This window comes from Photobacterium sp. WH24 (genome assembly GCF_019204055.1).
GTDB lineage: Bacteria > Pseudomonadota > Gammaproteobacteria > Enterobacterales > Vibrionaceae > Photobacterium > Photobacterium arenosum.
Map to the genome: position 1 here is coordinate 1 of NZ_JAGSOZ010000026.1, position 19,229 is coordinate 19,229.

25 protein-coding genes are annotated in these 19,229 nt (G+C 50.5%); 1 reads left to right on the forward strand and 24 read right to left on the reverse strand.

All coding sequences use genetic code 11. The features are described 5' to 3' along the window. From KCG43_RS20105 to KCG43_RS20195, 19 genes are all read right to left on the reverse strand, one after another. Nucleotides 1-327, reverse strand: a 327-nt coding sequence (locus KCG43_RS20105) for a phage tail protein I (RefSeq protein ID WP_218387187.1), incomplete at its 3' end; no start/stop codon positions are given. Next, nucleotides 305-1,297: a hypothetical protein gene (locus KCG43_RS20110; RefSeq protein WP_218387188.1), complete on the reverse strand. Its 993-nt coding sequence runs from the start codon at nt 1,295-1,297 to the stop codon at nt 305-307. The genes KCG43_RS20110 and KCG43_RS20105, both read right to left, overlap by 23 nt. Then, the gene (locus KCG43_RS20115; protein ID WP_218387189.1) at nt 1,294-1,617 is read right to left on the reverse strand and encodes a hypothetical protein; all 324 of its coding nucleotides are present in this window, start codon (nt 1,615-1,617) and stop codon (nt 1,294-1,296) included. Before KCG43_RS20115 ends, KCG43_RS20110 begins: the two co-directional genes overlap by 4 nt. Before the next feature lie 15 nt (nt 1,618-1,632). Then, the gene (locus tag KCG43_RS20120; protein ID WP_218387190.1) at nt 1,633-2,364 is read right to left on the reverse strand and encodes a phage baseplate assembly protein V; all 732 of its coding nucleotides are present in this window, start codon (nt 2,362-2,364) and stop codon (nt 1,633-1,635) included. After that, nucleotides 2,330-2,896 carry a hypothetical protein gene (locus tag KCG43_RS20125; protein WP_218387192.1) on the reverse strand — a complete coding sequence of 189 codons (567 nt, stop codon included), beginning with the start codon at nt 2,894-2,896 and terminating at the stop codon, nt 2,330-2,332. Before KCG43_RS20125 ends, KCG43_RS20120 begins: the two co-directional genes overlap by 35 nt. Further along, entirely contained in the window at nt 2,868-3,425 is a 558-nt protein-coding gene (locus KCG43_RS20130) for a hypothetical protein (protein WP_218387193.1), read from the reverse strand. The genes KCG43_RS20125 and KCG43_RS20130 overlap by 29 nt, the downstream gene beginning before the upstream one ends. Nucleotide 3,426: 1 nt before the next feature. After that, nucleotides 3,427-3,693 carry a hypothetical protein gene (locus tag KCG43_RS20135; protein ID WP_255558116.1) on the reverse strand — a complete coding sequence of 89 codons (267 nt, stop codon included), beginning with the start codon at nt 3,691-3,693 and terminating at the stop codon, nt 3,427-3,429. Continuing rightward, nucleotides 3,690-4,022 (reverse strand): capsid cement protein, encoded by a 333-nt coding sequence (locus tag KCG43_RS20140; RefSeq protein WP_218387194.1) that lies wholly within the window; start codon nt 4,020-4,022, stop codon nt 3,690-3,692. Before KCG43_RS20140 ends, KCG43_RS20135 begins: the two co-directional genes overlap by 4 nt. A gap of 63 nt (nt 4,023-4,085) precedes the next feature. Then, the gene (locus tag KCG43_RS20145; RefSeq protein ID WP_218387195.1) at nt 4,086-6,143 is read right to left on the reverse strand and encodes a head maturation protease, ClpP-related; all 2,058 of its coding nucleotides are present in this window, start codon (nt 6,141-6,143) and stop codon (nt 4,086-4,088) included. Further along, a complete protein-coding gene (locus tag KCG43_RS20150; RefSeq protein WP_218387196.1) occupies nt 6,127-7,569 on the reverse strand; it encodes a phage portal protein in 1,443 nt (480 codons plus the stop codon). The genes KCG43_RS20145 and KCG43_RS20150 overlap by 17 nt, the downstream gene beginning before the upstream one ends. A 1-nt stretch (nt 7,570) precedes the next feature. Next, a complete protein-coding gene (locus KCG43_RS20155) occupies nt 7,571-7,792 on the reverse strand; it encodes a hypothetical protein (RefSeq protein WP_218387197.1) in 222 nt (73 codons plus the stop codon). Next, nucleotides 7,792-9,861, reverse strand: coding sequence for a terminase gpA endonuclease subunit (locus KCG43_RS20160; RefSeq protein ID WP_218387198.1), 2,070 nt, complete (start codon nt 9,859-9,861; stop codon nt 7,792-7,794). Before KCG43_RS20160 ends, KCG43_RS20155 begins: the two co-directional genes overlap by 1 nt. Beyond that, nucleotides 9,827-10,375: a hypothetical protein gene (locus KCG43_RS20165; RefSeq protein ID WP_218387200.1), complete on the reverse strand. Its 549-nt coding sequence runs from the start codon at nt 10,373-10,375 to the stop codon at nt 9,827-9,829. The genes KCG43_RS20160 and KCG43_RS20165 overlap by 35 nt, the downstream gene beginning before the upstream one ends. A 119-nt stretch (nt 10,376-10,494) precedes the next feature. Then, nucleotides 10,495-10,800, reverse strand: coding sequence for a hypothetical protein (locus KCG43_RS20170; RefSeq protein ID WP_218387202.1), 306 nt, complete (start codon nt 10,798-10,800; stop codon nt 10,495-10,497). 96 nt (nt 10,801-10,896) lie between these two features. Beyond that, nucleotides 10,897-11,526, reverse strand: a complete 630-nt coding sequence (locus KCG43_RS20175; protein WP_218387204.1) for a DUF4875 domain-containing protein — start codon at nt 11,524-11,526, stop codon at nt 10,897-10,899. Nucleotides 11,527-11,588: 62 nt separating this feature from the next. After that, entirely contained in the window at nt 11,589-12,032 is a 444-nt protein-coding gene (locus tag KCG43_RS20180; RefSeq protein ID WP_218387206.1) for a hypothetical protein, read from the reverse strand. Between the two features lie 658 nt (nt 12,033-12,690). Next, nucleotides 12,691-12,975 (reverse strand): hypothetical protein, encoded by a 285-nt coding sequence (locus KCG43_RS20185; protein WP_218387207.1) that lies wholly within the window; start codon nt 12,973-12,975, stop codon nt 12,691-12,693. Between the two features lie 206 nt (nt 12,976-13,181). Continuing rightward, nucleotides 13,182-13,814 carry a hypothetical protein gene (locus tag KCG43_RS20190; protein ID WP_218387209.1) on the reverse strand — a complete coding sequence of 211 codons (633 nt, stop codon included), beginning with the start codon at nt 13,812-13,814 and terminating at the stop codon, nt 13,182-13,184. 4 nt (nt 13,815-13,818) lie between these two features. Beyond that, entirely contained in the window at nt 13,819-14,394 is a 576-nt protein-coding gene (locus KCG43_RS20195; protein ID WP_218387211.1) for a hypothetical protein, read from the reverse strand. 472 nt (nt 14,395-14,866) lie between these two features. Here KCG43_RS20195 and KCG43_RS20200 point away from each other — a divergent pair, with 472 nt between their 5' ends. Beyond that, entirely contained in the window at nt 14,867-15,436 is a 570-nt protein-coding gene (locus tag KCG43_RS20200; protein WP_218387214.1) for a LexA family transcriptional regulator, read from the forward strand. 17 nt (nt 15,437-15,453) lie between these two features. Here KCG43_RS20200 and KCG43_RS20205 read toward each other — a convergent pair whose 3' ends face one another. The 5 genes from KCG43_RS20205 to KCG43_RS20225 form a co-directional block, all read right to left on the reverse strand. After that, nucleotides 15,454-15,801: a hypothetical protein gene (locus tag KCG43_RS20205; protein ID WP_218387216.1), complete on the reverse strand. Its 348-nt coding sequence runs from the start codon at nt 15,799-15,801 to the stop codon at nt 15,454-15,456. Then, nucleotides 15,798-16,319, reverse strand: coding sequence for a hypothetical protein (locus tag KCG43_RS20210; protein WP_218387218.1), 522 nt, complete (start codon nt 16,317-16,319; stop codon nt 15,798-15,800). Before KCG43_RS20210 ends, KCG43_RS20205 begins: the two co-directional genes overlap by 4 nt. 204 nt (nt 16,320-16,523) lie before the next feature. After that, nucleotides 16,524-16,856 (reverse strand): hypothetical protein, encoded by a 333-nt coding sequence (locus KCG43_RS20215; protein WP_218387221.1) that lies wholly within the window; start codon nt 16,854-16,856, stop codon nt 16,524-16,526. Nucleotides 16,857-17,008: 152 nt separating this feature from the next. After that, nucleotides 17,009-17,371 (reverse strand): hypothetical protein, encoded by a 363-nt coding sequence (locus KCG43_RS20220; protein WP_218387223.1) that lies wholly within the window; start codon nt 17,369-17,371, stop codon nt 17,009-17,011. A gap of 144 nt (nt 17,372-17,515) precedes the next feature. Beyond that, nucleotides 17,516-18,748 (reverse strand): tyrosine-type recombinase/integrase, encoded by a 1,233-nt coding sequence (locus KCG43_RS20225; RefSeq protein WP_218387225.1) that lies wholly within the window; start codon nt 18,746-18,748, stop codon nt 17,516-17,518. Nucleotides 18,749-19,229 lie beyond the last annotated feature (481 nt).

The following is a 19,229-nucleotide window of genomic DNA, read 5'->3' on the forward strand; positions in this document are numbered from 1 at the left end:
CCCTTTAATGACTTGTGCAGATATCCCCAGCGCTTCCAGAGCATCTTTCAGCCCCGTCCGGGTGCCCGCCTTCTGCATGATTAAATGTGCCAGGTCGATAGACTGGCGTTTAGCCTGCTCACTGTCGTCAAAGAACCAGTCTTTAACGCCTGCCTCTTTCGCCATCAAATCCAGCAATCGGGTGTCAGTTTTCAACGGGTCATGCAGCCAGCTGTAAACATCCTCGGTGGTTGCCAGATCTTTCATGCCCTCCTCAAACGAACGTTCAAACGGCGTTCGGTTGTTGGGCAGCAAGGTTTCGTCATCAAGTGGCCGCTGGTCTGACATTGATCGTTACCCCCGTGCAGTATGGTGCCTGGTACCACTCGGCCAGAATATCGGCGGCTGGGCTGACAATGACCAGCGAATCAGCATTATGGTTATGAGCAATCTGATCAATTTTTGAACGCAACACTTTGACCCCACCCAGAGCGTGCTGATTACTGGCATAGTTCCACAGCGCCGCAGACAGAGCCTCACGATCAATCAGCTGGCCCGGTTCAGATACTTCCTCGCAATCAATCTCTATCTGATAGGGAATGATGTCAGCAGATAACGAACTCAGTTCATCGGTTTCCTGGGCAATATCATCACGGGTCAAATACGCCAGATTTGCCGCGCACAATTCAGGGCTGGCCGTACCGTCCCCACCAAACGCCAGCAATCGGTTTTCAACCTTGCCCGAATTCGCTTCAATCATTCGCGCCTGTGCATCGCGTGGCCGTTCGATACCGTCCGTAGACTGGAACTCATAGCGCATCAGCACCACATTTTCCGATTCCGCCTCAACGGTGATCTTCGGCCGCTCGCCCATTGTCAGCGAATGGAATCGGTAGCCGGTTCGGGTGCCCGTGGTTGCCAGACCATAAGGTGCCAGGCTGTAACGCAGCAGTACCGATGCATTAGATTCCATCACCGCAGATTTAGGCGGAAACACAGAATTATCGGCAGGCTCAAGTACCTGGCGTTTAATCCCCAGTCGGCCGACAATCAGATCAATCATCTCTGAATCTGTCGCCGTCTGGCTGAACTGCTGCAGCGCCTTGTAATTTTCATTGCGGGTGTTCTGCTGGCTGTAGAGGATCATGCAATCAAGCAAAAGGGCCGCGGTCTCATTCGGCGCCAGCAGCCCTTGCGCTATCTGATCGGCTCGTTCAGGGCCAACCTCTCGAATCGCGTGAGGCAAAAAGATATCCTCAATAAATCGTTCTCGTAATTCATCGAACGATTTCACCGTTAAAATCTCAGGCAGACTCATAGATCAATACTTCCTGTTACCCCGTCATATTCGTAATGCACCCGAACATGAAACCCGGCATCAACAATCACACATTCCACTTCTGGGTTTTGAATGTCATAGAGCTGGTTGTCTGGGTTAGCGTGTGCTCTGTGTATGCGGTTTATCATCAGCATCCGGTTAGTTTCATTTGCCAGCCCGCGCAACATAGGCACTTCACTACCGACAGACCGCCGTTTCTCACGCGTACCCAGCTGCGTTGTGAGCGCCCGCTTAAAACGCTGGGCAGCCTGTTGCTCACCAGACACCCGCAGACCTGTCTCTGGGTCAATTCCTTCCATCACATCACCTTTTGATTATCCCGAGACCGGGGTTTGAGTTGGCTGGCCTTCTTTGATGACCGGGTGAACGTGAGCGATAAACTCAATGTTGTTAATCTTGGCCGACGAGAGCACGGCCCCCGCACTGGTGATTGCAAACGCACCAGGGGCATAGCTCATGATGGCCGGAGTCTTGATATCAACACTCACATCCAGCGAGCCGGTGACAGACAGGTTGCCTGTCTGGGTTTGAATGCCTTTCGTGATGGCCGTGTCTGCCGTTCGTTTGTATTGTGACGTCGTGATCACCACCTCATCAGCCGCCTCAACCGTGTAACTGGGAGTGATGACCTTAACCGACTTGGCGGCTTCCAGAAGATAGTTCCCCTGCTTGTCTGCCGTTACACGAAAAACATCGTTGATTGAGGTATAGGTTTTATCCGGGTCGATGTCGTCGGGCTGAAACGCCGTCGAATACATTGCAGGTAACGCCACTGCATGGGCTTCATCGTCACCGCCAGACAGATTCAGAACAATGGCTCTTTCGCCTATAGACGGCGCGCGCCACGTCAGCACCTCACCCGCATAATCGGGCAGCCAGGGGATCAACGGAGACACATACTCATCGTCAGAATCTGACGCATAATCAACAACCACCTTCCGACCTTCCAGCCGGACAACATGCCCTTCGCGAATCTGGTTGCGTTGCCGACGCTTAAGATCATCAACATCCTCAACCAGACTCTGGATAATCTGATTCAAATTCATGATTCACCACTGTGCCGTTAGTTTCCGTCAGCTCCGCCCCAACCCACAGACCGTATGTATTTTCTTCCAGGCCATAGCGGATACGTTGAGTAAACGTCACTTCATAGCCCAGTTCATTGTTATCCCAGCGCAGCGGGCTGGCTTGTATGTCATCCGGGTATTCGGTTGCATCAGCGTCCGGGTCGAGGTAATCCGCAAAGCACTGCTCTTTCAGCTTGGCGGTGGCAAATCCGGCTAATGTGGCCGCCAGCACGCTGGCGTTTTCCTTGTTTTTCGGCACCTTGATCAGAATGGAGACCGACAGTTCATCTTCATCCCGGCCATCGTCACCATAGGTGCTGTCGATAATGTCCGGCAGAGACAGGACATACAGCGGCAACTCATAGCTTTTCGATACGATTTCATGCTCATAAAACACCAAGGCCCGCGGCGGGCTGCCTTCATGCGGCGACTTCACCAGGTCGGTGAACAGGTCATACAGCAGCTTTAAATAGTCGCCTGTGTTATTGATGCAGGGAGTCAAGATAGTCAAAGAACGCCTCTTTAAAAATGCCGTTTAGTTCAAACTCAATGTCAGTAATAATGGTCAACATGTCAGGGGAAAACTCCTCCCTGACTACCTCAATCGGCGGGCTTTTCCGCTTACGTCGCTGACCTTTTGGCAGGGGTTTAGCCCTGGGGCGGTTCACTTTCGAACGGGGACGGGTGCGCCGGTAAATTGTTTCCGGGGAACCGTTGATAGACGCCACAAACGCCCCTTTATAGAAACGCTCTCCGCCAGATATCACCCCGGTTTTGGTCTGGGTATAATCCCGGATATACGCCACATTCAGCGGCCGAAGCCCAAACCATACCGAACCGTTCGAGCCTTTGATTTTCCCTTTCCTGACCCGCCGGCGACCTGCAGAAGATCGAATTCTCAGCTTCACGCCTAAGCGTTTCACTGATTCGGCACTCAACCATTTAGTTGATGCTTTCAGCGCATGTGCGACCGCGACAGAAACATTCTCTTCATCAATGTAGGCGTCCGCATCCTCGACGGTCAGTGTGATATTCTGCATCTCACCGTTCCCAGTTATCATCTACACCCACCGGTGACTGTGGCTGTATCGTGTGTTGATAGGTCGACGCATTCAGCCGAATACTGGCTATCACCTCAAAGGTTTCACCGTCCGGGCTGACACACACGGTGTGCCGCGCCAGCAACCCGCCAAACGTTTTCAGCATGTGCGTGCTGTCTTTGTAACGATAGCGGCAGGGAGTTTCCTCCCCACCAATCAGCCACACGCTAGCAAACGCCGCATCGATGACCGAATTCATCTGACTCATAGAATGCCAGGCAGGTACAAGGCATTCTGACCGTGCTCCACGATGAAAGCACCGACAGGTTTATCATTCGGGGTCGCCGGTTTCGTCAGGGTAAATTCAGCCGCGGCAGGGTCAAAGTAGGCATATTCCCCGGCGTACGTGGGCACATCACCGTCTTTCAGCGGCACATCGGTAAACACACCTTTCACTTCACCGGTGAACGGCATCCCTTCGTCGGCCTTCATGGCCGGGATCACCAACATCACACCTATTTTAAGCGGCACACCATATTCAACCCCGCCAGCGGGTGCCGTCAGGGTCAGGTTTTCACAATTAGCTAATAAACGCATCGCGGTTCTCTTTTCTATCAGAAATAAAAATGCCACCTGGCAAGGTGGCATCATAAGAAGGGTTTAAGCCTGGGCCGGGGCGGCAATGTCGTGTCGCTGTACGCCCTTGCGGTCAACGGCTTTGATCACCGAATCGATATAGATACGAATTGTGGCACCGTCGGACTTCCACTCTTCTTTGGTTTCCACCTGTACCCCGTCAGCATCTTCGTGGTAACCCTCAACAAACGACACATGGTCGTTATGGGCAAAAGCAAAGGCCACATCGTCTTTCGCCAGATCGGCCAAACCTTTCACATTCGCAAATGCTTCATGCGCCAGGTTCGGTTCATCTTTGATGGTTTCAGCTGAAATCAGCGCCTTAGCCACTTTGGCCCGTTTGTTAGAAGTCAGGTACACTTCTGGCTTGAGGTGCAGCGGGTTGCCAGTGCTGGTCTGTGCATCGGCCATTTCACCCGACATATCTGCCAGCGTGGCGGCATCCAGCGGGCCTGTGAAAATATTCACATTAGCCTGAAATAACTTCTTGTTATCACTGAGTGTCGGATTCTGTTTGAGCAGAGCCAACAGTGAATCAGCCGGAGCCTGAGCACAGTTTTTCACCGCTTTTTCGACCTGCTTGGTGATGAAATCAAACTTGTCGCTCATGATCAGTTCACGGCTGATTTGAATCTCATAACCCAGCGTAGCCAGCACGGCGGTGTCTCCGCTGGCTTTGAGTTTGACCTGGGTAAACTTACCGCCTTCGGTTTTCACGCCCGGCTTGCCCAGATCATTCATCACCAAAATATCGTTGGTGCCGAACTGCATTGGCTGTCGGGTCACCAGTGGGCTGTGCCAGGGCTCCAGATTCGCCACTTCATTGATAATCAGCGCATTGACATGGGTCTCCATAATCTCACCCAGCGAATGGGTGTTATTGGTAAACGCATGGGCAACCAGCTTTTTCTTGTCCAGCCGGACGGCGTCCGAATCACCCACGTTCACCGCATGTGCCCGCAGCGCTTCTGTAGCTGTCATATGACGGTAAGGGTTGTCATCGTCCCATTTACACGCCTTAAGGCGGGCACCGAAATAATTGCTCAGGTGTTTCTTTGCCGCTTGCGCGGTCAGCGCGACCCCTTTAGTAACACCAGCTTCCGGGGAACCCGGCTCTGGTTCAATACCGTCTTTATCTGGCTGGGGTTCCAGATAAGCCAGTAGTTTGGTTTGTGCGGTTTCGATATCGCAATCCAGGTCATCCAGGCATTGAGCCTTAAGTTTTTTTGCCTTCGGGAACTTGGCAAACAATGCCTTAATACCGTCACGACGGTTTGTCTCTTGTTGCTTGAACGTTTCTTTAGTTGGATCTGGCATGGTCTTTCCTGCTTGAATTTTCTGGGGGGTAGGTTCTGCGGGTGTTTCCGGTGCGTCTGGCGGACTGTCGTCCGCTTCATCGTCACTCTGCAACATCGCCAACAGCGGTTCGGGCGCATTCATTTTCTTCAAACGGGCCAGCATGGGCTCTTTGAAATTCGACGCAGCCAACGGGTTGTCATTGTGTTCATACAACCCGGTACACAGGCCATACTCGACCGCTTCGCTGGCACTGAGCCAGCAATCAGAATCTGCAATGTCTGCGCGGATATCGTCTTCTGATTTGCCAGAGACTGACGCAAACAAGGTGATCATCTGGTTATTGATGGTTTCGGCCTCGTCTGCACGCGCTCGCATTTCTGCAGCGGTACCGACTGCAATGCCGTGACACTGGTGAATCATCAGCCTGGCCGTAGGACGAATCAGTCGTTCATCACACGCCATCAGAATCACCGAGCTGATCGAGGCACAGACAGAGTCCACAATCCCTGTGACCTTGCCGGAGTAATCTTTCAGCGCGGCATAAATTGCCATGCCTTCGTCGACTTCCCCGCCATCGGTATGAAAACGAATAATCAGATCTTTGCCATCATGCCGGTGCAATTCACGCAGCATGTCGCTGGCTGAGATTTCCCATTCACCGATATAGCCATATAAAAAAAGCGTCACGCTTTCGGCGGACGCTTTCAGTGCATACCAGCTTTTATCCGGCTTTCCGGGAGAGCCTCCCCCTTTCGCCTGGAGCTTTTTAACTTTCTTTGCCATCGTCTTTCTCATCCTGGGTGTTGGTGTGATTGTTCGCCACCATCGTCAGCAATTCCGTCAGTTCCAACCGTTCAATTTCAACCTTATCCTGACGGTACATTTCCAGCACAGCGCTGACATCCAGGCCGCGCTGGGCCAGCGCCATGGTCAGCGGCAACATGCCAATTTCTTTCAGGATCTTGATTGATGTCGCTTCTTTGTACGGGTCAATCCACGGCATCACCGGCCCGGTAAAGGTCACGTCATAGAGGGTTGTCCAGTCCAGATCTTTCGGGGGTTTGAGCACACCGCTGATCACTGCCGCATTGAGCCATCCCTCATAGGCCGGCCGCACATGCTGACGCACCAAGATGGCTCGCAAAATAATGTAGCCAGCCCAGCGGTCAATCATTTCCTGACGCTGTGCTGAGTACGATTTGTTGTAAATCCCGGTGACGGCTGAATTGTTCGCCCCGATTGTACCGGTGATATTGCGCTGCTGGTGCTGCACATAGATATCTGAGCTTTCCGCGCCTTTGGCTGACTCCAGCGTTTTAAAATCGTCTTCCTTGTCGGCTTCCAGTATGTTGCCGTAGTCAAAACTCAACTGCTCGTCATCGCTATATTCTTCGTTCCCTTCTTGCTCTGGAACATAGCCTTTTTTATCTTTCTTATGGATCAACACAATCCGGGCAGCCACCAAACGGCCCAGCCTGACCGCATCCTCGTATTCTTTGAGGTTATGGATACTCAGCAGGGCCGGGGCCATTTTCGACACACCCCGCAAACCACCAATCCGGGTTTGCCATCGGGTATGAAGAATTTGATTTACTTCAATAAACAGAGGCTTTTGGGCGAACGCAGATAAGTCCGGCACAAAGTAGTAGCCTGTCGTGCGGTTATACGCGCCTAACTGAAAGCCGTTCACAATGCCTTTCTTGCGGTCGTAGAGGTCGGCCGGGATATGGTCGCACTCAAATAACTCCAGGGCATAAGGCACGTCCCCTAAGAAATCATGTCCGTCAAAGGCATAAATTCGCGAAAAAGATTCGCCATCGCGCACCAGAGATCGGGTGATCAACTGCTCACTATCCGGTCGGGTCGTCCGGCCATCCATACACCATACCGGGCCTGATTTTTCATAAACCCGCTGGATTTGCCGGGCAAACTCTGTCGATACCTTGCCATCTGTGGTTTTCGGCTGGGGCTGGGCGGTCAGGCCATCGGCACCCACCACACATTTCACCACCTCATCCAGCGCCGTTGAAACGATCGGGTAGTTTTCCTCAAACCAGCGGGCTTGCTGGGCCAGTGGCAACTGACTGATACGGGCCAGTTCGCGGGTCGGGGTTTTCTCTCGGTTTGGCCGTTTACCGCTCCGGGGTGACAGTGCCTCATATTTGGCCTTGAGGCGTAACCACTGGGGAATTTTTGCGCTCAGTCCCATCCTACACCCTCGCCGGATACTGACGCGTCCGGCGCTTGGCCGGACGGGACGCTATTGCAATTTGTTTTTCCAGAACACCAATCGTGTTCTGTACCTGCTGCAGACTGGCCCGCTGCAGTTCCCGATCGTCTTCATCGGTCACCCGCTGGCCGTGCTCTAAGATTTCCTGTTCGGTTTTCTTGTATCGCGCCAGGCGCTGGTTTAACTCATCAATATTCGACATCACGTCAGTCCTCTGGAGATCACTCGTCTGCGCTTACGGGGTTTAGAGACCGTCACATGTGCACCGCGTTGGGTGACATTGACATTGACATTGAGCGGTGCGGCCCAATTTGGCGGCGTATTCCAGTCGATGGCCATCGCCCGGATATGCCACAACCCGGCAAAGGCATACTGAGCATGGTCAAACGGTTCATTGTTTTTACCTTTGGGGCAGAACCAATGGCCTTTGTCGTTCTTTTCCTCCGATAGCAGGCCGTTATACCAGTCCTGCTTTGCCCAGAATGGTGGTCGGAAAAAACGCGGGCTGGCGCTGTCCTCGTTCATCATGGCGGTATAGACCGAACTTTTAACCACGTTCGAATTCACGTTCAGCAACGGGATATCTCCCCGTGCGGCCATTGGGTGATCGCTGGAAGAATCCGGTTCACTGATTTTGGTCCAGCCGTCCCACTCCTTTTCACGAAACGCCCGCGGGTTACCTTTCAACAGCAGAAAACGGCTTTCCAGCCCTTTTTCCTGCAGGTAACGGTAAAACTGATAGGCGTTGAATGTGGTGTTCCCTTCGCCGTCTTCATTGTCTGAACCGCCGGAGTCACACAAGGTCAGGCGCGGAACAATGGTCAGCTCCGTGCCGTCAATCGGGTATTCTTTGTTGATCACCCGGTCGATCAGCAATTTCCAGTCATCGACATAAACATGCGGTTGCACCCGCTGCGGCTCACCAGCGACAGTGCGATGTTCATTCACCAGTATTTTAAAACGGTCAATCGGTTGCCACTGGCATTGCTCCGTAAACGCCGTGACCTGAACATCGTAGTGGCTGTTCGCACCGCCCTGAACGTCCACTGTTGCCAATACAAAGCGCACATCCGCCGGAGCAACACCCTGAGGCAACTGAAATTCTGTCGCCCGCTCCTGCAGCCGATCACCTGTCAGCTCTGATTCGACCATTTTCGGCACATAGGAACGCCCGACCGTGACATTGAAAAATGCCTGCAGCTTGGACTCATCCCCGAAACTGTCGTAGTGCGTGGCCGCTTTTTCGAACTCTTCCACCATTTCCGGCCAGTGATTAAATGAGGCGCAGACCCCCTCGAACCAAAATGACGAACGCAGGTTCTCCGGCTCGTCGACAGGCTGCCGGTTACCTTCGGCGTCGATTTCTGACGGGTACATATAATCCCCCGCCAGGTTTAAATCATATTTACTGCTTGGGGGCATGGCATGATCACAATGCGGACAAAGGGCATTCACCGTTCCCGGCCTGCCCGGTTCCCAGCGCAACAACTCCCATTTGACCGGAAACCATTTACTGCAGCTGGGGCACGTCCAGTGCCAAACCTCGCAGGTGCCTTCGTTATACAACCCGGTAATCCCGCCAGCTCGCGGGGCCTGATTCGGGGTGAGGCCGTCCTGATCCCGAATCGGCACCCGAGAAGGAGAGGCCTCCGCAATCGTAATACCATCACTGCCGCTCTGTTTGGTACGCATTGAACCACGGGTAAATTTATCCCCCTCACTACCGCCCGCGCCGGTGCCGTCATCCTCGGCCCGGTCATAGTCGGTAAACACCACCACCGCATAGCCCTGGGCGGAGAGCGCATCGTTTGTCGCTGAGTTAATGGTGACGGTTGAATCGTTAACAAAACGCTTGCGCTCAATACCATCATCATGCCGATTGCTGGTACTCAGTTTTTGCAGCGGCGCGGTATTTTTCACCATCCGGCCCAGTTCTTTATCTGAATAACCACGGGCGGTTTTCTGAGAGGCAAAGATCAGCAGGATATCGCCCGGGTTCTGCCACACCCGGTAAAACACCACACCATCCAGCAGGGTTTTGGTTTTAGTTGAACGGGCAGAGCCCATCAAGGCAATTTCCCGGCAACGGCGACTAAATGCCCGAATCAGAGGCTTGCGCATGTAGGGTGCTATGTTGGAATCAAATTTAACCACCCCCCCCGCATCCGCGATGTACAAATATTTGTCACAAGCTTCAACAGGGCCGATGTCCTCAACCTCAAGCACCTGCAAGGCATTATTCATCACCTCCGCTATGCTCGCATACGGCATCGGCGTACTCCTGTGCTGAACGGGTGACCTCTTTCAGAATCACCTCAATTTTCTGATCAAAGCGTTCTGAGTGACGCGGTAACCAACCGTCACAAATTCGCTCGGCTTCCGTCGTAATCTGACGCCCTTTCTTTCTGAGAATTGCAAACATTCCGGTAAGAACGGCAGAGACATGGTTCACGGGCAGCAGTTGCCCTTGTTCGGTTTCCCGTTTCTGTTTCTGAGCCAGCGCCAGTTCGTACTCTTTGAATTCCTTCATGGAACCGAACGCGCCGATCAATTCCGCAATTTCTTCCCGTTTATCATCACTCAGGGTTTTGCCTCGGCGGCGGGTACGGGATTTTTGCTCAACCAGGTACGGGGCCAGATCTTTGCACTCATACACATCGTTGCCGCGGGCATCCCTGCCGCACGGCTGAATGTCATTTGCCTCGATCACCTTTTTGATGGTGTTCGGGGATTTCTTCCAGTAGTTCGCCGCCTCCGTTTTGTTCATGGCATATTTGGAGGTCATTGATTCGCCTCCTGTGCGTAAAAACGTGAGGCATAAAAAAAGCCGCTAAACCGCGGCCTTTATGCTTTTACTTTTTAATCATCATCTTACAAATGTATATCACTAGTAATATACATCAATCATTCTGGTTTTCTGACTAGTTCGTCATCATCATTCACAGCCCATTCGCCGGACTCTAACAGCTCAGACGCACACTGATCACAGACGCAGAGACCGCGGTTATCATTCGTGACCACATAATGATTTTTGTGTTCTTCACAAAAATACCGCTCGCAGCTGTGCTCATCGTCGCCGTGCATGTCACCACACACGTAAGTCAATCCACGATGAATCTCTTTATTACAGCCAGGATGATCACAGACAGCATCAATGGCATAACCAATGTAGCGGCCCTGACTGTCCTGACCACAATTCGCCCAACTCATAGCAACACCTCAACGTATATGACTGGTGATATACAAAAAAGCCACCATAACGGTGGCTCATCAACTAAGCATTATGTATATCACCAATGATATACATTAAAGCTGGTATTCTCTGGCAAACAGATTGTATGAGAAAACGCTGACGTCACTGGCAGGCGTACCCACCTGCTCACCAATGAACGACTTCAAGGCCGTTTCATCTGTCATGCCGTTCACCTGAAACTGGCTGCGGTTCTGGTTCCACAGGCGGATCACTTCATATTCTTGCTGGGATGGCTGCTGGTTATCCGCAACTGAGATATCCCAATGAACCCCATTACAGGTATCACCCAGCAAGCCGCAGCCATCCACGTACAGGGTCAGCATGCCCATCTGGCCGGACAGAATACCGTTAAACGCAGTGTTGTTATCGCGCATAAAGATCGCAACCGAATCCGGTTTCTTCCGGGCTTCTCGATAAGCATCCAGCGCCGCCTGCACCATAGTGGCGGCGCGTTCTTCATCGGTGCTGGCCGACGACATCTGAATGTTCAGTATCAGCTGCTGACGATCATTCGCTTTTCTCTGCGTTTCAGTATTCTCAACGGAATAAGCTTTTGCCAGGCCGTCGAACTGCGCCGGGGCACTGGGTTTTGCCAGCTGGTCGAAAACATACGCAACCAGAAGCCAAAGCACCGCCCCAACAATAGCGACTTTCTTTAATGTGAGTTTTTTCAATATGTTCATTGTTATTCCCTGTAATGATTTGCAACAAACATCATATTCAATGCCAGGGAACAACACTAATGCTAAAGGCTGTCACATCGCTCTTCTGTGATCCGCATAAACTCACCGACAGGCAAGTCCCGCCACCACTTCTGATACAGCCTGGCCCGCGCAACACGCTTTTTCGGCACACTGTCTAAATTCGACATCACCCAGGCCGCGGCCACTATCAGCGATAAGTTCGGATTGGTCGACAGCTGGACAAACTGAATGTTTTTCAGATCGATGCTAAAGGCTTTCAGTACATCCTTGCGGTATTCATAAAAGCCATGATGCTTTTTCATCAGCCCGAACAGATGATGTGAGATTGAACACACGCCGCCAAAGCGGCTTTTTACCTGTCCGGCGTTAGATTCAACCAGCGTAATTTCATACAGCAGCCGCCCCAGGTTTCGCACGCCGAACGCGCGACCAACGATAAAGCAGCTGTCTTTTAAATTTTGGGGGGACAATGCGCCGTGTTCCATCTTCCTAGCTCCGTTATTTGGGTGCGACTGACCGCAACGCTGTGAATGCGCCGTTCTGTTGTTATGCTGCGGAATGTCGCGACCGTTCGCCACAACAAAAAAATGTTAGGCCAGGGGTGAGCGCACCCGCACACAGTAAAGTGCGTGTATAGCAGTGGTGATATACATTGCGGCTGACAGGAATCGTATTCAGACAGGCCCGGTTACCAGCCGGGAAAGAAAGCCGGAGTTTGCCAACATTGAACACGCCGGGCATAACCCGACACCAAAAGCGGCTTCCTTTCTTTCAAGACTGAAAAGCAAAAAGCCCCGTAACAACCACAAGGGTTATCACAAGGCTTTTAGCGTTGAATTCGAGTATGTTCGCGGCACCCTATGGGGATGGCGGCGCGTAGTGTTTTGCACATGTAATGACCTTTGGGTTGAGGGAAATCTCAAACCACCAAGGGCTCTAATCTTGGTGGTGAGCCAGAACGAGGTTAGAACCTACCGCCCCAAAGAAACGGCCCGCCAATGGCGGCCCCGCCTGGCCCACCATAGAGGTGTGGCTAGGCACACAGCTTTCGCTGCGTCTTTGGGTGTGAAACGAGGGTTCTAATCTCGGTGCCGGATTTTGCCAGCACCCGGTAATTGTCATTGTTGTGACATACAGAGTCAACTACTTAAGGCCGCGATTGGCCGTTTGCTGGGCGATGAACTTCAAAATGTGCAGATGACCCAGAGAAGCGCCGACACCGTAGACCACGGTCTGGCTGTACGTCATGCCCTGCATTAAACCAAAGTGCCAGGACAGAAACGCCAGAGCGATGGCGATCAGCAATTCACCACAAAAAACTTTTGTTGAAATCTTTTCTGATTCTTTCAGCAACATGCCAACCCGCGCAATGATGACGATAACCACAAACAACAAAGCGCTGTTTGTCTCTTTGTCGTTTGAAAACATATCACGTAACCCTTTGGTTTTTAATGTTCTTTACAGGACACTAGCCCGTTGTGAGCGATAACCGAGGCATAAAAAAAGCCCTCCATCTGGCCGGAGGGCTTTGCTACGTTTCAATGTCAGCTATCTACCGTGGTACATTTTTCCACGATAGAGAAATACTAACCAATCAAGTCACCTTTTTGCAAGCCTTATGACTCAAATTTGAGTCATTTTGTAATATCGAAAGCATGATCAAGGGTCATATCTGAGCTAAAGTGTCGAGAGTAAAACTCAGAAATCGCGTGTTTATCCAGGGCGGACAGACGTTCGTTTAATTGTTCGTTGTGGCTGGAGTAGCGGCGAAAAAAAACCTGCTTGCTGATCCCCATCGCTTCAAACAACTCTTTCATCCTCAGATCATTAAACTCCCTGGCATTCATCAAACGGCGGGTGACCAGCTGCTCAACCCGCTTCTGACTGCGGGCCTGTTTGGGTAAGGGAATATCTTTCATGATGATTTCTACCATGTCCGGCAGCAGGCCGCGGGTGTCATCATCCCCGTAACGGTACAGCAGCCATTTCGCCAGATGTGAAGGTAGGGCAGAAATGGTGCGCTGCACACGCAAATGCTCATACACGTTACCGGAACAATTAAGCTTGGCCGTACCTTTACGGCGGGTGCCATTCACACTAAAGGGATCGCGATCCCGTTCGTCGGCATTCAGGTGCTTTGGTCGGCGGCCTTGGCTGCAATACAAGGTGATGTCGTTAGATTTCAACGGTTGCCAGTTTGTCAGCGCCTCGATGATCAGCTCACGGGCATCATCCATGAACTGGGCGGGCAAGTCGTGGCTGATCATTGTATTACTCCTCGTCTGTAGTGAATTTGGTGATGTTGTGGCGACTGCCGGTTGCCCCGGTGCCGGCATGAACTTTCCGGGCTTCATCCAGGCAGCGAACAACCAGAGTTAACAGGCTGTCAATGTAACGGTCAGCGGCGTCACGCTGATCGTTGTGGTCATACTTACCGTCATGCGCCGGTGCAGACACGCTTACCATAGTGGCAACGTTATGCATGATTTCATCGAACGCTGCATCGCAGCCGTTACCGTTCTTTATGGGGGGAAGGGTATCCAGAAAACCATGGATCCCGCAGATTTGACTCAGCGCTTTATTGCGGTACTTTTTGGGCAGGCAATCCAGCCAGACCCATTTCCACGCCAGGGGGAAAGGGTGGCTCCCGCCCAAGTAACGGCGTACCTGACGACGAAGGGCCGTGACGGAATCCTCATACTCTTTAGGGGTTTCAGGGAACATTTTGCCCAGTTTTGGCGCAAGAATATCAACAGCAAAAGTATTAATATTTTCGTTACTGTTACTGAACCACTCTAGGGTCTGCTCAATGATGATCGTCGACTCATCCGCATAATCATGACTCATATTTAAGTTCTCTTTGTGACATTGAAATACAAATAACTCATATATGAGCTTTATAGTATCCCATACACATCACTTTGAATAGTGAGCTAAGTCGCTGTTTTGCCATGATTCACCCTCTCGGGACGAGGGTTGTGCTGCTTTTTTACGACACAAACTTGAGCTATTGCGTACCTGAAATAACATTAAATCGATGATTTATGTGGCTTATAGTCATATTAGTGTTAAAAATCACTCTGAAAGCGTTCTTATAAAACCCATTTGTTTTATAATTAAAAAATGTGGAACCATTGTTCCACGATTTTGTAATCAAAATATCTATTAAAAAAATGGTTACTTTTTAATGTTTAATTAAAACAATTTGTTTTTTGACGATAGAAGAGTTGACCCCGTATCAGGGGCGGTAACGTGCATACGCAAAGTTGCGTTGCTCTCCCCTTAGTTGGGCGTTAGATACATTCAATAGGAAATCATCATGCCAGAAGCACACGAAGTATTCGCGGATATTCGGAAGCAGAAAAAGATGAAACAACAAGATTTTCTTGGTATTGCCAGCCGTTCGACCATCGGGCGGTTCGAGCAAGGCGAAGGCGATCTGCCAACGAAAGTTCTTCTCCGAGCATTGAAGAGAATGAATGTGACGTTGGGCGAATTTGTGTCCCGCATGGAGAGTGATGACTCCCAAGGCTATCACACCAGAAATGTGCGTGTGCTGAGTTGGTCTGAAATCGAAAAAGACGAAGCTGCGCCACAAGGAGAGGTCTATTACCCGAAAGGGGCAAAGCTGGAAGCCTACGCGCTGAAAGTTCGGGATGCTGCAATGATCTCTGCAGACTTCCACACCAACTTTCCTATCGGGTGCTATGTGATTGTCGAGCCTATGAAAAAAGTGTCTGACGACACGCTGGTGATTGTGAAATCGGGCGGTGCTTACCACTTCCGACGCAAGTACCGCGGGGCTTTTGTACCTGCAAATCCTGAGTTTGAAACCATTGAATCGGGTGACGTTGTGGGCCGTGTTGTGGGTTGGGTCGGCAATAGCTAAGCGTTGAATTCTGACGATTATTTTATTTTTTTTGCGATATGGGCGCCCAGCCTTGCCAGTTCTGACCTGAGTTGCTGGTTACATTTCTCACTGGCCTGCGCCCTTTCAATCAACTCATTTTTACTGTCTCGCACCTGTTCAGTTATCAGGCTTTGTGCCTGATAACACTTCTTCTGATGCCGTAAACTTTTCTGCAGTTCTTTGACCTGGTCAGCCAGAGCAGCGTTATCTGATAACAGCGCGCTCTCGATGTCGCTCTGTCCGATCAGCGATTCCAGGTAACTCACTCGGGCCAGCGCGTTCTCTAATTCTGTAGCGTCTCGATCTGTGACTGACTGGAGGTAGGGGGCGATTGAATGAGTCATATTGCCACACCCGCGTTTATCACCGCGTCAGATTCTGACGAATTTTTTGCAAATTCTTTGAATGCACCAATGGCACCGGCTTGCGAAATCTCACCCAGTTCGACCACGGTTTTTAGTTGTTCACTGGTCAGCTGTTCGGCATATTCCTGCAATTGCAGCGGGATCCAGGCTGGCACTGGCGGCCGGTCATAGGTTTCTACCAGGTCTAACTGTTCTTCTTCCAGAAATCGGTAAGTCGACAATTGCTTGTCAACTTTCAGGGATGCCCATTCAGACAACGTCAGTTTCCCTTTCTGGCCTTCCGCCAAACTCCATAGGCCGGTGATGTCATAGGCTTCAATAACCAGGTCAACCAAATCCAGAACCCGGTTCATTCGCTGATTAATTTTGCCGCTGTTGATGGCCTGAGAAATCGAAGGCCGGCTAAAGCCGGTGATGTTCGCCAGGTGCTGATTATTAACCTGTGTTCCCCGGACAGTTTTTTGCAGTGCCTGCTGCAGTTTTTCAAGACGATTCATGATGAAACCCGAACGAAAAATTGATGATCTGAATGATCCGCCTGTTGATCACCTTAATTGCACAAAAGTGATCAGCAGGACGAGTTTCATTCCCTTAAAAATCAAATACCTGATAGGGGATGTGCTCAACTCCATGCAAAACCACAAAATTTTCTAAACGCGGAGTCTTAGGGGCGCCAATGGTGCGGAACCCTGTCAGAGTACCTATGAGGCTTTTCTAGCCTCGCCCAGAGAGGCGCTGAACTCCTCAAAACCCAACGGGTTACCTAATCGCCCGTGACGCACAGAGGCGCTTACAGGGCCATTATCAGGCACATTCAGATTAAGATTATCTCTGATTTCATCACGTCGATTTTCCAGCAATGACAGCACTCTTTTCAGCTCCTCAGGCTCATCATGGGCGCAGAACTTATCAACGCTCTGCCAGTCATCCAGAATAATTTCAACCAGCTGCAGGAACTGGGGCGATGCTGGCAGGCCCGCCAATGATTGGGCTAACGTTTCTGTGACTACCCCGCGACCGAGCTGCTTCGCCATTTTATCTATGCTCCATATGAACGTTTTACCGTCGCCGCTGGCCTTCCATGTTCCCAGCGCTCGTTTGAGGAATTCCACACCCTGGCGAAACTCAGCATGTGTATTCCACTCAAGGCAAACACATGTTTCATTAGTTATTGATTTGATGTTCATCACTGGCCCTCTTGAAAGGCTTCTTTGAGAGCCTGCTGACGGCCAGACCGCCAATGCTTTTTTGCACAGCGGCGCATATTGGAAGGAAATGACCGGAAAGCATTCTTAACCATTTTCGCATTAAGAGCCTGATCGACAGACAAATAGCCCCATTCAGACCACTCATCAGCCATGTACCGAACATATGCTTTCAGATTGCACTGGGGGCAAGGGACATCACCGCCAGTGTCTAAATACACATCACCGTTATCATCCCGGCCCCCGCTGTCCATATCCCATAAATACCCGCCTATGCATGTTGAGTCAGGGTAATGCGCCCCAAACTCAAACCCTGAGTAACCGCAACTTGTACCTTGTTCCATATCCATTCCTTGCGCGTTGAATTTCGACGACAAGGAAATCTTAGGTCAAAATGACTCATATTTGAATCAAAAAATACATTCCTATCAGATTAGTGCTCATATTTGAGCTTTTAATCATACTTTCATGGCCTTATTGCACCTCTGTCACACTTCCCATCTTGCGATAATCTTACTTTTTTCTTGAGACAAGAATGCTTGCCATCGTTCCAGAACGTCCCGCTTAAGTGGCTCAATCTCGGCCTGAATGTATGTTCTGTCCAAATTAGGGATGTGATGATTCAATAGAAATTTTATTACCAGCCAGTCCTCTTTACGTTCTTTCCATGATGTTGCGGCCAGCTTTCTCAGGTCGTGTGAACGCCAATTACCTGCAGACAGCTCTTTCACCATCCTGCAAGCTTTAGAACGGGAAATCGGCGGGCAGTCATTCTTTCGCAGGTTACTAGGAAAGATATAATCCCCCGTATAACCAGACTCCTTTAAAAAGTTACGATGTAACTTTAGATAATCAAAAACTTCAGGTGTGATCGGCAGGGTATGTTCATGTCGCTTAGTCTTTATGTTTTCAGTTGGCAGATACCAGGTCATGTTAGACAGATCGATATGAGACCATCGGGCCATTCTGGTTTCTCCCTGCCGTGTTCCATGGCTCAGCATCATAAACACCAGTGTTTTTGCCAGGGAAGATTTACCGCAGGTGATCGCCATAACATCGGGTATGTGCCCAGGCTTTAACTTGCCATCTTTTGTTGGGATGTCTTTTTTGATCAGCTTCTTAAAACGAATTTCCAGCATTGGGTTATATGAAATTTTCCCCAGCTCCAGAGCCCGTTCAAAAATAGCTGATAGCATGTTGAAATAGCTCCGCACAGTCGACAAAGCCAGGTCATTGGCAAACAGTGGTCTGAATAGCTTTTCTTCCACGTTAGATTTCGACACCGCGTTAATTGGCAGGTCTTTCAGTAGCGGAAATAGATGTTTATTGATAGCACTCCGTAACTGAATCCGGCGCTCGTTTGATATGGTCTTGTCTGCTTCATTTCGTTCCTGAAACCAAGCCAGCAATTCGCCAACTGTGTCAAAATGATCAGCAGAGACTGATTTGATGTTCTGGCCAGCTGCAACGTTGGCTGTAATGTCTGACAGCTGATCCCGTAGCCGCTTAGCATCCAATAACGGCCAGGTTCCTAACTTTCTCCAGCAGGCCTTGCCATCTTTGCGAAACACATAAAACCATGCCGCTTTGTCCCTGGCTTGAGTAAATCTAAGCCGCAATGGTTGATTCGTTATGTTGAGTTCATAAATGCTTTCATCCTTCTGGGCACGTTTAATGGCCTCATCGTTGAACTTGCTTTCAATAATTCGCTTCTGTGGCATAGGTTAACCTCGTTTCAATCGTACAATAATTATACCACCGCATAGCAATAAAACTACATAACCATATGATTTATAAAGGTTTATAACCTTCCGCCATGAATAAAACATGCCGCTTGATGCCCGTAGGGCATGATAGCGAGCTTTGCGAGCGGAGACCTTCACCCCCTTAGGGTTAAGGGTTCATTAATGCTGTGAGCTTGTGAGAGAGCCTGAGCAGAAAAACCGCCCCCCATCCTGTTAAGCTGGCCGCTTGCGGCCTTTGGGGAACTGCTGAGCTGATGGCCGCATTAGGCCAATGGCACAAGACGTATAGGGGGGATCCACAGGATTATCGTGTTGCGCTGTGGTTTACTGTCGAATGACAAAAGAAATGTTCAGCGCTGCCAACGAGTTCGTGGTTCTTTCCAGTTTGTTTTTTCTTAATGTTGGCAGTTGGGGCCCGTTAAATTGCCGTGAGGAATTTAAGGTGAGCGCGGTGTTA